We start from the raw sequence: 13,980 nt of genomic DNA, 5'->3' as shown, positions 1-13,980 counted from the left end.
CCTGGCTCAGTCGGTCGCGGGGCGGAGGTGCCGCAGTGCGGCGTCGTGCAGCGCGCCGTTGGTCGCCAGCGCGCTGCCGCCCGCGGGCCCCGGGGTGCCGGTCAGGTCGGTGAACCGGCCGCCGGCCTCGCGCACGATGACGTCGAGCGCGGCGAGGTCCCACAGCGACACCTCCGGCTCGCAGGCGATGTCGACCGCGCCCTCGGCCAGCAGCACGTAGCTCCAGAAGTCCCCGTACGCGCGGGTGCGCCACACCGAGCGGGTGAGGTCCAGGAAGCCGTCGAGGGCGTCGCGCTCCTCCCAGCCGGACAGGCTCGAGTACGACAGGCTCGCGTCGCCGAGCTCGCGCACCCCGGAGACCGTGCAGCGGACGGCGTTCTCCAGCCGGCGCCCGGTCCACGCGCCGACGTCCTTGGCCGCCCACCAGCGCCGGTTGAGCGCCGGGGCCGACACCAGGCCGACGACGGCCTCGTCGCCGTCCATGAGGGCGATGAGCGTCGCCCACACCGGCACGCCGCGGACGAAGTTCTTCGTCCCGTCGATCGGGTCGAGCACCCACTTGCGCGAGCCGTGCCCGGTGGTGCCGAACTCCTCGCCCATGACGGCGTCACGGGTGCGGGCCCGGCTCAGCGTGATCCGCAGCTGCTCCTCGACGGCCCGGTCGGCGTCGGTCACCGGGGTCAGGTCGGGCTTGGTCTCGACCTGCAGGTCCTGCGCCTTGAACCGCTCCATGCTGATCGAGTCGGCCTGGTCGGCCAGCACGTGTGCCAGCCGCATGTCCTCTGAGAAGCCCCGACCCGACGTCATGGGCACCCAACCTAGTCGGGGTCGGGCCCGCTCCGCCGAACCGCGCCGGGTGGCCAGGCACCTGGATACCGTTCGGGACGTGGACGCAGCGACGATCGCCGGGCTGCTGGCCGACCCCGCGCGGCTGAAGGTCGTCGCCGCCCTGGCGCTGGGCGCCGGCACCCTCGAGGAGGTCGCCGAGGCCGCCGGGCTGCCGCTCAAGGACGTCGCGCTCGCTGCCCGGAGACTGGCCCGCGCCGGCCTGGTGACCCGCGACCGGCACGCCCTCGCGCTGCGCGCCGAGCTGTTCGGAGCCGCCGCGCGTGCCGCCGCGGAGGCGGCGCCGCCGCCCGAACCGCTCTCCGAGGACCCCGCGGAGGACGCCGTCCTGTCCGCGTTCGTCCGCGACGGCCGGCTGACGTCGATCCCCGCGCACCGGACCAAGCGGCTGGTGGTGCTCGACCACCTGGTCCGCGTCTTCGAGCCCGGCGTCCGCTATCCGGAGCGCGAGGTCAACGCGCTGCTGGCCGTCTGGCACCCCGACGTCGCGGCCCTGCGCCGCTACCTCGTCGACGAGGGCCTCCTGTCCCGCGAGGCGGGCGTCTACTGGCGCAGCGGCGGCTACGTCGAGGTGTGAGGGGACCCCTACCGACCTGTCGACACGGGCGCTGGTCGACAGGTCGACCTGTCGCCGAATCGCCTCGACGCCCCCGGGCCGGTCCCCGCACACTCGGCGCGTGCCCACCCCGACCGCCGACTCCTTCGCCGCCCTCGCCCGGTCCTCGCCGTGGCGGTGGACGACCCTGCGCTTCTCGGTGTCCTGGTCCGGCGACAGGTGGGGGACCGGTGCGGTGCGGGCCTGGCTGAGCCGGCCCGACCGGCTGCGGGTCGAGGAACTGGACGGCGCGCTGCTCCAGGTGGTGCGCGACGCTCCGGACGGCGATCGCGCGGTGCCGGTGCTGCGACCCGACGGGCTCGTCGCGTCCCGGCCCGCGCCGTGGGCCTCCGGCACCGACGCCCCGATGTACCAGAACTACCACTGGGTGGCGATGCTGGACCCGGCCGAGCTCGCCGACGGGACCGATCCCGACACCGACGTCCCGGCGCCCGGCGTGGACCTCGGGTCGGTCGCCGAGGTCGAGCACGCCGGCCGCCCGGCGTGGGAGGCGCTCGTGGTGCCGACGCCGGCCTACCAGCCGCGCTGCGGCTGCTGCTCGCTGCTCCGCTCGAGGGACGTGGACGTGGACGAGTACCGGGACCACCCGCAGCACATCCTCGCCGCCTACCCGGATGCGCACCGGGTGCGGCTGGACGTGCAGACCGGGGTCTGCGTGCTGACCGAGGAGCTCGGCGGGCTCACCCCCGGCAAGGGCCACGACGTCGTCATCGAGGCGGTCGACGAGCCGATGGACGACGAGCTGTTCGTCGACCGCCGGCCGCCGCTCCGGCGCCGGTGGGGCTGGTCGCCGGCGCCCGGCGGTCAGTAGCCGGGGCCGACCTGACCGACCGCGCCGAGCAGCACGCGGAGCGCGGCCAGTTGCTCCTGGCGCTCCGGGGGCCCGGCCGCCGCCCACGGGTCCAGCGCGCAGTCGGGGTCCTCGGCGGTGTGCCCGCAGCCGGGCGGGCAGTCGGCCGCCACCTCGGCCATCTCCTCGAACGCGGAGAGGACGTCGGCAGCGGTCACGTGCGCCAGCCCGAACGACCGGATGCCCGGGGTGTCGATGACCGTGCCCCCACCGGGCAGGTCGAAGAGCACCGCCGACGACGACGTGTGCCGGCCCTTGCCGATCTTGCTCACGTCGCCGGTGGCCCGCAGCGCGTCGGGCACGAGCCGGTTGACCAGGGTCGACTTGCCGACCCCGGACTGCCCGACGAAGACGCTCATCCGGTCGCGGATGCGGCTCAGCAGCTCGTCCAGCGGCAGCTCGCGGGACATCGGCACGGCCTCCAGGCGCAGGCCGGCGTACCGGTCCAGCAGCGGCTGGGCGGAGGCGAGGTCGGTCTTGGTCAGGCACAGCAGCGGTTCCAGGCCACCGGCGTACGCCGCCACCAGGCAGCGGTCCAGGAACCCCAGCGCCGGTTCCGGATCGGTGACCGACGTGACGATCACCAGCAGGTCGGCGTTGGCCACGACCACGCGCTCGGTGGGGTCGGTGTCGTCGGCGGTCCGTCGCAGCGACGTCGTGCGCTCCTGGATGGCGACGATGCGCGCCAGGCTGTCGGTGCGGCCGCTGGTGTCGCCGACCACCCGGACGCGGTCGCCGACGACGACGCCGTGCTTGCCCAGCTCCCGGGCGCGCATGGTCGTCACGTCCACCGGGCCCTCGGGCCCCTCCACCCGCACCGTCATCCGGCCGCGGTCGACGGCGATCACGAGCCCGGGGACGGCGTCGTCGTGAGCGGGCCGGATGCGGGTGCGCGGGCGGGAGCCCCGTCGCCCGGGCCGGACGCGGACGTCGTCCTCGTCCATGCGCCGGGCGTCGCGCTGGTGGGCGCTCAGCGGGGCGCTCCGACCGGCTCGCCGAGCAGCCCGGCCCACCGCTCGCGGAAGTCGGGCAGCGTCTTGGTGACCGCCCCGGGGTCGGCCACCTCGACGCCGTCGATCGCCAGCCCGAGCACGGCGGCCGCCATGACCATGCGGTGATCGGCGTAGGAGTCCAGGCGCGCCGGCCGGCGCGGGCCCGGCTCGATCTCCAGACCGTCGGGCAGCTGCCGGACGTGCGCCCCGACGGCGCTCAGCACCTCGTCGAGCGCCTGCAACCGGTCGGTCTCGTGCCCGCGCATGTGCGTGATGCCCGTGAACCGGGACGGGCCGTCGGCCAGTGCGGCCAGTGCGGCCAGCACCGGGACGAGTTCGGTGACCTCGCCGAGGTCGGCGGTCAGCGGCCGGATCGATCCCGTGCCTGTCGCCTGCAGACCCTCGGCAGTACTGGTCACCTCGGCGCCCATCGTCGCCAGCAGCCCGGTCAGCTGGGCGCCGGCCTGGGTGGTCGTTTCTGGCCAGTCGCGCACGGTGACCCGTCCACCGGTGACCAGTGCGGCAGCGAGGAAGGGTGCGGCGTTGGAGAGGTCCGGCTCGACCACGACGTCGCGGGCGGTCACCGGCCCGGGGACGACCTGCCAGCCCCGGTCGGTCGCGGTGACCTGGACACTGTGCTCGCGCAGCGATGCAACGGTCATGTCGACGTGGGGCATCGACGGCACGGCACCGATCAGGGAGAGGTCGATCCCCTCGTCGAACAGGGACGCCCCGAGCAGCAGACCCGACACGATCTGGGACGAGGCGCTGGCATCGACCTCGACCGCGCCGCCGCGGACCCGGCCGGTGCCGTGCACGGTGAACGGGGCCCGGCCGCGCCCACCGTCGTCGATCTGCACACCCGCGACCCGCAGTCCGCCCAGGAGGCCGGCATTGGGGCGCTCCCGCAGTCGCGGGTCACCGTCGACCGTCACCGGGCCGACGGCGAGGGCGGCGACGGGGGGCAGGAAGCGCAGCACCGTGCCCGAGAGCCCGGCGTCGACCGTGGCCGGCCCCCGGAGCGGCGCGGGCGTCACCAGCCAGTCGTCGCCGTCCTCAGCGATCCCCGTACCCAGGGCGCGCAGCCCGGCGGCCATGAGCTCGCTGTCGCGGGCGCGCAGCGGCCGGACCAGACGGCTGGGCCCATCGGCGATCGCGGCCAGGACGAGCTCTCTGGCGGTGATCGACTTGGACCCCGGCAGCGACACGACGGCGTCGACCGGGGCGGGGTGGTGCGGCGCGGACCAGACGTCACTCACGTGATCAGTCTGCCCGTCCACGCCGCACCTGCGTGCACCCGCTCAGCCGGCCTGCGGCTTCTCGGTCTTCTTGACCGGGACCGTGCGCAGCAGCCGCCGGTTGGCGAACTCGAACATGGCCAGCTCGGAGAGCTCGCGGCCGTAGCCCGACCGCTTGATGCCACCGAAGGGCAGCTCGGGCGAGGAGCCGGTCGGCTGGTTGATCCAGACCATGCCCGCCTCGAGCTGCTCGGCCACCGACTTCGCCTGGTCCACGTCGCTGCCCATGACCGTGGCGCCCAGACCGAAGTCGCTGTCGTTGGCCAGGGCGACCGCCTCGGCGGCGTCCTTGACCTTGTAGACGACGGCCGCGGGGCCGAACAGCTCCTCGCGGTAGGCCCGCATCTCCGGCGTGACGTCGGTCAGGATGGTCGCCTCCACGAAGGCGCCCGCGTGGTCGGGACGCTTGCCGCCGGCGACCACGGTGGCGCCCTTGTCGATGGCGTCCTGGATCTGGGCCTGCAGGTCCTGCGCCGCCTTCTCGCTCGACAGCGGTGCCAGCGACGTCGCCGGGTCGGACGGGTCGCCGGGGGCGAAGGTGCCGAACGCCTGCTTGAGGCCCTGGACGAACGGCTCGAAGACGTCCTCGGTCACGATCAGCCGCTTGGACGCCGTGCAGGCCTGCCCCGTGTTGCCCATGCGGCCGGCGGTGGCCGCCTTGACGGTGGCCTCCATGTTCTCGCCGTCCAGGACGATGAACGGGTCGCTGCCACCCAGCTCCAGCACCGACTTCTTGAGGTGCTTGCCGGCGAGCGCGGCGACGGACGAGCCGGCCCGCTCGCTGCCGGTCAGGGTGACGCCCTGGATGCGGGGGTCGGCGATGACCTGCTCGACGTCGGCGATGCGCAGGAAGGTGTTGATGAGCACGCCTGCCGGGGCGCCGGCGTCGGCGAACAGCTGCTCGATGGCCACGGCGCACTGCGGCGTGATCTCCGAGTGCTTGAGGATGACGGTGTTCCCGAGCACCAGGTTCGGGCCGGCGACGCGGACCACCTGGTAGAAGGGGAAGTTCCACGGCTCGATGGCCAGCAGGGCGCCGACCGGCTTGGTCTCGATGACCGCCTCGCCGCCGCCCATCATCGGCTCGATGGACGTGGGCTCGAGGAACTTCGGGCCGTTGCCGGCGTAGTACTTCAGGATCATCGAGCAGAGGAAGAGCTCGCCGACGGCCTCGTCGCGACGCTTGCCCATCTCCGTGGTGATGAGGGCGGCGTAGTCCATGATCCGCTCGTCGAGCAGCTCGGCGGCCTTCTGGACCACGGCCGCGCGCTCCTCGACGGAGCGGTCACGCCACTCCAGGTAGGCGTTGTGCGCCTGCCCGATGATGCCGTCGATCTCCGACGTCTCGGTGAACGGGAACTCCTTCTCCGTCTCCCCGGTGAACGGGTTGACGGTCGCGTAGCGCCGTTCGGCGCTGTCGCTGGCGGTCGTGGGGGCGTTCTGCGTAGCGGTCACGCGGTGATCCTCGTCTCTGGTGGGCTGTTCCGCCTAGGCCTACCCCACGAGTGCCCGGCTGTCACGGGCGGCCGGGTGTCAGCGCACGCACCTAGAGTGCGAACGGTCAGCCGTCCCTGCCCAGGAGGCCCCCATGTGCGGTCGCTACGCCGCCAGCCGCAAGCCCGAGGACCTGGCGCTGGAGTTCGAGGCCGTGCCGGCGGGGGGACAGCCGCCGGTGCCGGCCGACTTCAACGTCGCGCCGACCAAGGACGTGCACGTGGTGCGCTGGAAGAAGGAGCGCGACGCGGAGGGCGCGCTGACCGGGGGCGGGCACCGGGAGCTGCGGCCGGTCCGCTGGGGGCTGGTGCCCTCGTGGGCCAAGGACGCCGCCATCGGCAACCGGATGATCAACGCCCGCGTCGAGTCGCTGACCGAGAAGCCCGCCTTCCGCACCGCGGCGCGCACCCGGCGCTGCCTGGTACCGGCCGACGGGTGGTACGAGTGGGCCAAGCGGCTGGACAGCCCGGGCAAGCAGCCGTACTTCATCACCCCGCAGGACGGCTCGGTCCTCGCGCTCGCGGGGCTCTGGGAGGTGTGGGGCCGGGGCGAGGACCGCCTCTACACCTGCACCGTCGTCACGTCCCCCGCCACCGGCGCGCTGCAGGAGATCCACGACCGCATGCCGCTGGTCCTGCCGCGGGACCGGTGGGCGGCGTGGCTGGACCCCGCCCGCGAGGACGTCGAGGAGCTCGCCGGGCCGACCCCGCCGGAGCTCGTGGAGACCCTCGAACTCCGGCCGGTGAGCACCGCGGTGAACAACGTGGCCAACAACGGCCGGCAGCTCACCGAGCGGGCCGAGACCGTCGCGGAACCGGCCGACCAGCCGGCGCTGTTCTGACGTGGGTGCCACCGCCGCGACCGGCGAGCTCCCCGCGGCGCCTCCGGCCGCGGTCCCGCTGCCGGGCTGGGTCGCCGCCACCGTCACCTTCCTCAGCTCCGGGGCCGTCCTGGTCATGGAGATCGTGGGGCTGCGGCTCATCGCGCCCTACGTCGGTGTCACGCTGCAGACCAGCACCGCCGTCATCGGGTTCGCCCTCGCCGCCATCGCGCTCGGGGCGTGGACGGGCGGCGCCGTCGCGGACCGCATCGATCCCCGCAGGCTGATCGCCCCGCTGATGGTGGCCGGCGGCGCGCTGGTCATCGCCGTCCTCCCGCTCGTGCGCTTCGCGGGCTCCGTCGTGACCGGAGCGGACGCGGGCGCGGTGCTGCTGCTGGCCGCGGTCGCCGTCGTGGTGCCGGCCGCGCTGCTCTCGGCCGTGCCGCCGATGGTGGTCAAGCTGCAGCTGTCGAACCTGGGGGAGACCGGCGCGGTGGTCGGCCGGCTGTCCGGGATCGGCACGCTGGGCGCGATCGCGGCCACCTTCGTCACCGGGTTCCTGCTCATCGCCGTCCTCCCGAGCAGCGTGATCCTGGTGGGCACCGGCGTGGTCACGGTTGCGGCGGGCCTGGCCCTGGGCGTGCTGCTGCGCCGGGGCTCCGCGGGCGGCCAGGGGCGGGTGCCCGTGGCGCTGGTGCTCCTCGCGGTCGTCGGTGCGCTCCTGGCCGCGGTCGCGCCGACCCCGTGCGAGGAGGAGACCGCCTACCACTGCGCACGGGTCGTCGCCGACCCCGAACGGGACTCCGGCCGGGTGCTGATGCTGGACACGCTCCGGCACTCCTACGTCGACCTCGAGGACCCCACGCACCTCGAGTTCGAGTACGTGCGGGCCATCGCCGCCGTCACCGACGCCTCCTTCCCGGCGGGGGAGCCGGTCTCCGCCCTGCACATCGGGGGCGGCGGGCTGACGCTGCCGCGCTACCTGGCGGAGGTGCGGCCCGGCACCGCGAGCCGGGTGGTCGAGGTGGATCCCGGTGTGGTGGCCATCGACCGGGAGCAGCTGGGCCTGGAGACCTCCGACGCGCTGCGTGTCGACGTGGCCGACGGCCGGGTGGGCCTGGCCGAGGAGCCGGCGGGGGAGCGGGACCTCGTCGTCGGGGACGCCTTCGGTGGTCTCTCCGTCCCGTGGCAGCTCACCACCCGGGAGGCCCTGCAGCTGGTCGACCGCTCGCTGACCACCGAAGGCATCTACGCCGTCAACCTCATCGACCACCCGCCGCTGGACTTCGTGCGGGCGGAGCTCGCCACCCTGCGCGAGGTGTTCGACCACGTGGCGCTGCTGGCACGGGTGCCGGTGCTCACGGGTGAGGACGGCGGCAACGTCATCGCGGTCGCCTCCCAGCGGCCGCTGGACACCGAGGGGATCGCCGCCGCCCTGCTCGACCACGACCTCGCCTGGCGCGTCGCCGAGGACGCGGACCTGGACGCCTTCGTCGGCGACGCCCCGGTGCTCACCGACGACCACGCCCCGGTCGACCAGCTGCTCACCCCGTACGGCCGACCCTGACGGGGTGCGTCAGCGCGCGAGGGCCGCGGTCCGGGCGCCGGTGAGCCGGATCAGCTCGTCGGGCGGGAGCTCCACCTGCAGCCCGCGCCGGCCGGCGCTGACCAGCACCGTGGGGAAGTCCAACGCCGACTCGTCGACGACGGTGGGCAGGCGCGTGCGCTGGCCGAACGGGCTGATCCCACCCCGCACGTAGCCCGTCGCCCGCTCGGCGTCGGAGGCCTCGGCCATCACCGCCTTGCGACCTCCCGCGGCCGCGGCCAGCGCCTTGAGGTCGAGTTCGCCGCTGACCGGTACGACGGCCACGGTCATCGCCCCGTCCACCCGCGTGACCAGCGTCTTGAGCAACCGCCGGGGGTCGGCACCGAGCGCGGCCGCGGCGGCCTCGCCGTAACCGGCGCCTGCGGAGCCGGGGTCGTAGGGGCGCAGTGTGTGCGGCACGGACGCCTGCTCCAGTGCCCGGATCGCGGGGGTCGCTGCCATGCACGGAGCCTAGGGCGGCCGGCGCGGCGGGAATCGGCGTGCGCCCCGTCCGGTTGCACCGGCCGTGAGCAGCACCGTCTCCAGCACCCGCCCGCGGGTCGCGCGCCGGCGGCCCCCAGGCCGTCCGGATGCCGCGCGGCTAGGATCGATCGACGTGGCGCCCCGGATCAGGGGTGCCCAGAGAGGACGGTCGGTGCCCGAGGAGCCCACGATCGACGACCCTGGTCAGACGCCCGTCGGTGCCCCGGTGGAGGTTCCCGAGGCACGCGAGGGCGGTAGCCGCACGGAGGTCGCCGAGACCCGTGCCGAGCGGGATGCCCGCTTCGAGCGCGACGCCCTGCCCTACCTCGACCAGCTCTACCCGGCCGCACTGCGGATGACCCGCAACCCGGCCGACGCCGAGGACCTGGTCCAGGAGACGTTCGTCAAGGCGTACTCGGCCTTCCACCAGTTCGCCGAGGGCACCAACCTCAAGGCGTGGCTGTACCGGATCCTGACGAACACCTACATCAACAGCTACCGCAAGAAGCAGCGGCAGCCGCAGCAGTACCCCACCGACGAGATCCAGGACTGGCAGCTCTACGCCGCCGAGGAGCACAGCTCCAGCGGGCTGCGCTCGGCCGAGATCGAGGCGCTGGACCACCTGCCGGACTCCGACATCAAGGAGGCCCTGCAGCAGCTGCCCGAGGACTTCCGGCTGGCGGTGTACCTCGCCGACGTCGAGGGCTTCGCCTACAAGGAGATCGCCGAGATCATGGGCACGCCCATCGGCACGGTGATGTCCCGGCTGCACCGCGGACGCCGCGGGCTGCAGAAGCTGCTGGCCGACTACGCCCGCGAGCGCGGTTTCGTCCGCGCCGGAGCCGGTGAGGAGGCGAGCTCCTGATGGCCGACGACGCCCCTCAGCGTGACGAGCCGATCGAGATCAACTCCTGCGACGACGTGCTGACCCACGTGTTCGAGTTCCTCGACCACGAGACCAGCGACGCACGTCGGGGCGTGATCGCCGAGCACCTCGAGGACTGTTCCTCGTGCCTGCGCGAGTTCGGCATCGAGCAGGAGTTCAAGGCGCTGGTCCGGCGCCGGTGCGGCGGGGACGTGCCGCCGCCGTCGCTGCGCGAGCGGATCAAGATGCAGCTGACCAGCGTCTCCTTCGAGGAGGACGGCACGCAGGTCACCGTCGAGCGGATCACCGTCGAGCGCTCCGGCGACTGAGCCGGCAGGACGGCGAAGGCCCCGTTCCCGCAGCAGCGGGGACGGGGCCTTCGTGCGTTCGCAGCCCTCGACGAGAGCATGTGCTCAAGCGTTGGGGCGCTTGCCGTGGTTGGCGCCGCTCTTCTTGCGAGCGCGACGCTTGCGTCCACGCTTGGACATCGCTGCCCTCCTCTCTCTGCCGGTGGGCCGCCGTGACCCGGTGGTTCGCGGACCCGGACGACGGCGCACGTATCGTGCGCGGCGGCGCCGGACCAGCCAAGCTGACAGCGCCAGCCTCTCACGGGGCAGCGGCGGGCATGCGCCCGGCGGGGGAACGCAGGAGGAGCCGTGGCACAGGTGGGGATCCAGAGCGTGCTGGTGGCCGGGCGAGGGCCCGCCGCCTGCGGCGTGATCGCCTCGTGCGGGCGGCTCGGTGTCAAGGCCGTGGCCGTGCACTCCGAGACCGAGCGCTCGGCGCGGCACGTGCGGATGGCCGACGAGGCCGTCCTGCTCGGCGCGGCTCCCGCCGCGGAGTCCTACCTGGCCGTCGACCGCATCGTCGAGGCCGCGCGCCGCAGCGGCGTCTCCGCGGTGCTGCCCGTCCCGCCCGCGCTGGCCGGCAACGTCCGGCTGGCCGCCGCCGTCCGCGAGGCCGGCCTGCTGTGGGTCGGCCCGGACCCGGACGTGCTGGAGCGGCTCGGGGGCGACGGCGCCGAGCCGGCCAGCGAGCGCGGGCTGCTGGCCTGGGTGACCGACGACGGGCTGCGCTTCCTCACGCCCGTCGTGCGCGACCGTGCCGCCGGCATCGCGCGGGTCTCCTGGACCCCCGACGTCCCGGCGCCGGTGCCCGCCGCTGCCGGCCGGCTCGCCGAAGTGGGCTGGCGCGGCCTGGTGACGGTGGGCATCGCGCCCGACGGCGAACTGGCCGAGGTGGCCGCCGGCTTCTCCCTGGACATCGCCGTCCTCGAGCGCGCACACGGCGTGGATGCCGTGGAACTGGCCCTGCACAGCGCGGCGCCGCCGCGCGGCGAGGCCCACGACCCCACCTCTGCGCCGTGGCGCCCGGCCGTGGCCGTGCAGCTGCGCGCCACCCTCCCGCCGGGGGAGGCGGGGCGGATCACCGGTCGGCTGCCCGGCACGGGGCGCCCCCAGCCGCGACCCGGTCCGGACGTCGACCTGGTCGCCGTGGGTGGGTACGAGCCGGGCGATCGGCTGGACGGCTGGTACGACGCGCTGCTGGCCATGGTCAGCGCCGGCGCCCCCGACACCGCCTCGGCCGCGCGCGCCGCGAGCGAGGTGCTGTCCGGGCTGCCCGAGGTCGGGGTGCCGCACGACGGCCCGGAGGTCTGCGGCGTGCTGCGACGGCTCGCCGACGCCGACGCCGATGCCGTGCCGGGCGCCTGAGCCCGGGCGCCGTGCCAGGATGACGGCAGGCGCCGTGATCTCGGCGCGGCGGTGCGCGAAGGAGGTCCGGTGGCGGTCGAGGAGATCCACGCCGAGATGGTCTCCAGCGTGTGGAAGGTGCTGGTGACGCCCGGCGCGGAGGTCGCCGCCGGGGACACCCTGGTCATCCTCGAGTCGATGAAGATGGAGATCCCCGTCCTCACCGAGCTGTCCGGCGTCGTCCAGGCGCTGCACGTCGTCGAGGGCGAGGTGCTCCAGGAGGGCGACCTCATCGCGACCGTCGCGAGCTAGGCGCGCCCGGGCGCTCGCGTCAGAGGTCGAGGGTGTAGACGAGCAGGTCGATGCCGGGGACCGGTGACCAGTCGCGCTCGGGTAGCCGCGTGAAGCCCAGCCGCTCGTAGAGCCGGTGCGCCGCGGTCATCGCCGTGCTGGTGGACAGCACCATGCGCCGCTTGCCGGCTGCGCGGGCACGTCGCAGGCACTCGGTCATCAGGAACGCCCCGATGCCCTGCCCCTGCGCAGCCGGGTCGACGACCAGCATGCGGACGGCGGCCTCGTCGGCGGACTCCGTGACCTCGCCGAAGTCGCCGTCGAGGACGAGGGCCACGCTGCCGACCAGCCGGTCGGCCTGGTCGCGGACGACGAGCAGCTCGGCCAGCCCGGCCCGTCGCGCCACGTCGGCCAGCTCCACGCCGTAGTCGGGGCCGGCCAGCCCGCCGCCGACGTAGACGGAGACGGTCAGCTCGGCGATGGCCGCGTGATCCGCGGCGGTGGCGCGCTCGATGCGGACGGCGGGCGGGGCGGGGACGTCGACCACGTGGAGCAGCCTAGGCACCCGGGATCTCTAGGCTCGGTCGCACCATGAACAGCCTCTCCGAGCGCCTCACCCGTGGATCGGCCTCCGAACCCGCCCAGGTCGACCACTGCCGCCGCCTGGTCGCCGACTGGCAGCTGCTGGCCGACCTCTCCTTCGCCGACCTGACGCTGTGGGTGCCGTTGGCCGAGGGGGCCTGGTGGTGCGTCGCCCAGGTGCGCCCGCTCACCGCCCCGACCAGCCGCCCCGAGGACCTGGTCGGCGTCGAGGTCGCGGGTGCCGGCGCCCAGCCCTTCCAGGCGGCCTACCGCGAGGGGCGCCCCGTGACCGACGGCACCCCCGACCGGTCCGGGGCCCCGCCCCGCCGCCGCGAGGTGATCCCGGTCCGCCACGACGGCGTGGTCGTGGCAGTGCTCGCCCGGGACACCAACCTGGCGGTGACCCGCGCCCCGTCCACGCTGGAGCTGACCTACCTCGACATCGCCGCCGATCTCTGCCTCATGGTCTCGGCGGGGACCTTCCCGCCGGAGAAGCTGCAGGACGCCGAGATGACCCCGCGGGTGGGCGACGGGCTGCTCCGGCTCGACCGCCAGGGCCGCGCCGTCTACGCCAGCCCGAACGCCCTGTCGGCCTATCGGCGGATCGGCGTGGCCGGCGACGTCGTCGGCTGCGACCTGGCCGAGGTGACCCGTGCGGCGGCGCGCGAGCGCGTGGCCGGGGAGGAGGCCGGCGCCGGCATCGCGGCCGCCGTCGCGGGGCGGTTCCCCGACCCGATGGACGTCGAGGCCGCCGCCGCCACGATGTTCGTGCGGGCCCTGCCCCTGCGCGCTCCCGGCGGCGAGCCCGGCGCGCTCGTGCTGGTCCGGGACGTCACCGACGTGCGCCGCCGCGATCGGGCGCTGCTGAGCAAGGACGCGACGATCCGCGAGATCCACCACCGCGTGAAGAACAACCTGCAGACCGTCGCTGCGCTGCTGCGGCTGCAGGCCCGGCGCATGACCGAGCCGGCCGCGCGTGCCGCCCTGGAGGAGTCGGTGCGCCGGGTCGCCTCCATCGCGGTGGTCCACGAGACGCTGGCCGGCAGCCGGGAGGACGTCGTCGACGTCGACCAGGTGCTCGACCAGGTGATGCCGATGCTGGGGGACCTCACGTCCGTGGGCCCGGCCGCGCGCACCCGGCGCACCGGCTCGTTCGGCGAGCTGCCGGCGGCCGCGGCGACGCCCCTCGTCCTCGCCGTCACCGAACTGCTGCACAACGCCGCCGAGCACGCCTTTCCCGAGGGCGAGCCCGGGGTCATCGAACTGGTTGCCGAGCGGACCGGTGACGACCTGGTCGTGCGGGTCCGCGACGACGGCCAGGGGCTGCCGGAGGAGTTCGACCCCGCTGCCGGTCAGGGCCTGGGGTTGCAGATCGTGCGGACGCTCGTGGTGAGCGAACTGGGCGGCACCCTGGACATGGGGCTGCCACCGGGGGAGCGCGGCACCGAGGTCGTGCTCACCCTCCCGGGCGCCGGGCTCCCGCGCCGTTAGCCGAACCGCCCGGACGAACGCCGAGGCCGGTCCGGGAAGATCCCGGACCGGCCTCGTGGCGATCGGTCGGGCCGCC

Annotated in this window: 16 protein-coding genes; 9 read left to right on the top strand and 7 right to left on the bottom strand. The window is 74.5% G+C overall.

Annotated elements, in window-relative coordinates:
* Positions 1-6 precede the first annotated feature (6 nt).
* Positions 7-777, bottom strand: a complete 771-nt coding sequence (hisN, locus tag ACI793_RS11685; RefSeq protein ID WP_456606538.1) for a histidinol-phosphatase — start codon at positions 775-777, stop codon at positions 7-9.
* A gap of 109 nt (positions 778-886) precedes the next feature.
* On the opposite strand from hisN, the gene ACI793_RS11680 reads away from it, so the two are divergent.
* Together ACI793_RS11680 and ACI793_RS11675 are read left to right on the top strand one after the other, a co-directional pair.
* On the top strand, positions 887-1,423 hold the full coding sequence (locus ACI793_RS11680; protein WP_456606537.1) for a DUF2087 domain-containing protein: 537 nt from the start codon (positions 887-889) through the stop codon (positions 1,421-1,423).
* Between the two features lie 100 nt (positions 1,424-1,523).
* On the top strand, positions 1,524-2,273 hold the full coding sequence (locus ACI793_RS11675) for a hypothetical protein (RefSeq protein WP_456606536.1): 750 nt from the start codon (positions 1,524-1,526) through the stop codon (positions 2,271-2,273).
* Here ACI793_RS11675 and rsgA read toward each other — a convergent pair.
* Genes rsgA through ACI793_RS11660 form a run of 3 tightly spaced genes read right to left on the bottom strand, consistent with a single transcriptional unit; the run spans position 2,267 to position 6,057 of the window.
* The gene (rsgA, locus tag ACI793_RS11670; protein WP_456606535.1) at positions 2,267-3,256 is read right to left on the bottom strand and encodes a ribosome small subunit-dependent GTPase A; all 990 of its coding nucleotides are present in this window, start codon (positions 3,254-3,256) and stop codon (positions 2,267-2,269) included. The two genes, ACI793_RS11675 and rsgA, sit on opposite strands and share 7 nt — an antisense overlap.
* A 26-nt stretch (positions 3,257-3,282) precedes the next feature.
* Complete coding sequence (gene aroA, locus ACI793_RS11665) at positions 3,283-4,563, bottom strand: 3-phosphoshikimate 1-carboxyvinyltransferase (RefSeq protein WP_456606534.1); 1,281 nt, start codon at positions 4,561-4,563, stop codon at positions 3,283-3,285.
* 42 nt (positions 4,564-4,605) lie between these two features.
* Positions 4,606-6,057: an NAD-dependent succinate-semialdehyde dehydrogenase gene (locus ACI793_RS11660; protein ID WP_456606533.1), complete on the bottom strand. Its 1,452-nt coding sequence runs from the start codon at positions 6,055-6,057 to the stop codon at positions 4,606-4,608.
* Between the two features lie 133 nt (positions 6,058-6,190).
* Between ACI793_RS11660 and ACI793_RS11655 the strand changes: the two genes are divergently transcribed.
* Both ACI793_RS11655 and ACI793_RS11650 read left to right on the top strand, forming a co-directional pair.
* Positions 6,191-6,937: an SOS response-associated peptidase gene (locus ACI793_RS11655; RefSeq protein ID WP_456606532.1), complete on the top strand. Its 747-nt coding sequence runs from the start codon at positions 6,191-6,193 to the stop codon at positions 6,935-6,937.
* Between the two features lies 1 nt (position 6,938).
* On the top strand, positions 6,939-8,483 hold the full coding sequence (locus tag ACI793_RS11650; RefSeq protein ID WP_456606531.1) for a fused MFS/spermidine synthase: 1,545 nt from the start codon (positions 6,939-6,941) through the stop codon (positions 8,481-8,483).
* Between the two features lie 9 nt (positions 8,484-8,492).
* Here the strand turns inward: ACI793_RS11650 and ybaK are convergent, their stop codons facing one another.
* Complete coding sequence (gene ybaK, locus ACI793_RS11645; RefSeq protein WP_456606530.1) at positions 8,493-8,963, bottom strand: Cys-tRNA(Pro) deacylase; 471 nt, start codon at positions 8,961-8,963, stop codon at positions 8,493-8,495.
* Positions 8,964-9,156: 193 nt separating this feature from the next.
* On the opposite strand from ybaK, the gene ACI793_RS11640 reads away from it, so the two are divergent.
* Positions 9,157-9,849 carry a sigma-70 family RNA polymerase sigma factor gene (locus ACI793_RS11640; RefSeq protein ID WP_456606529.1) on the top strand — a complete coding sequence of 231 codons (693 nt, stop codon included), beginning with the start codon at positions 9,157-9,159 and terminating at the stop codon, positions 9,847-9,849.
* Entirely contained in the window at positions 9,849-10,178 is a 330-nt protein-coding gene (gene rsrA, locus ACI793_RS11635; RefSeq protein ID WP_456606528.1) for a mycothiol system anti-sigma-R factor, read from the top strand. The genes ACI793_RS11640 and rsrA overlap by 1 nt, the downstream gene beginning before the upstream one ends.
* Before the next feature lie 84 nt (positions 10,179-10,262).
* On the opposite strand, the gene ACI793_RS11630 is transcribed toward rsrA, so the two are convergent.
* Positions 10,263-10,337, bottom strand: a complete 75-nt coding sequence (locus ACI793_RS11630; RefSeq protein ID WP_014742531.1) for a 50S ribosomal protein bL37 — start codon at positions 10,335-10,337, stop codon at positions 10,263-10,265.
* Positions 10,338-10,505: 168 nt separating this feature from the next.
* Between ACI793_RS11630 and ACI793_RS11625 the strand changes: the two genes are divergently transcribed.
* Together ACI793_RS11625 and ACI793_RS11620 are read left to right on the top strand one after the other, a co-directional pair.
* Positions 10,506-11,561: a biotin carboxylase N-terminal domain-containing protein gene (locus ACI793_RS11625; protein ID WP_456606527.1), complete on the top strand. Its 1,056-nt coding sequence runs from the start codon at positions 10,506-10,508 to the stop codon at positions 11,559-11,561.
* A 69-nt stretch (positions 11,562-11,630) separates the two neighbouring features.
* Positions 11,631-11,852, top strand: a complete 222-nt coding sequence (locus ACI793_RS11620) for a biotin/lipoyl-binding carrier protein (protein WP_456606526.1) — start codon at positions 11,631-11,633, stop codon at positions 11,850-11,852.
* A gap of 19 nt (positions 11,853-11,871) precedes the next feature.
* On the opposite strand, the gene ACI793_RS11615 is transcribed toward ACI793_RS11620, so the two are convergent.
* Positions 11,872-12,378: a GNAT family N-acetyltransferase gene (locus tag ACI793_RS11615; protein ID WP_456606525.1), complete on the bottom strand. Its 507-nt coding sequence runs from the start codon at positions 12,376-12,378 to the stop codon at positions 11,872-11,874.
* Between the two features lie 44 nt (positions 12,379-12,422).
* Between ACI793_RS11615 and ACI793_RS11610 the strand changes: the two genes are divergently transcribed.
* On the top strand, positions 12,423-13,904 hold the full coding sequence (locus ACI793_RS11610; RefSeq protein ID WP_456606524.1) for a sensor histidine kinase: 1,482 nt from the start codon (positions 12,423-12,425) through the stop codon (positions 13,902-13,904).
* Positions 13,905-13,980 lie beyond the last annotated feature (76 nt).

It is taken from the genome of Blastococcus sp. SYSU DS0617 (assembly GCF_054051075.1).
This window is presented reverse-complemented; position numbering and strand designations above follow the sequence as displayed.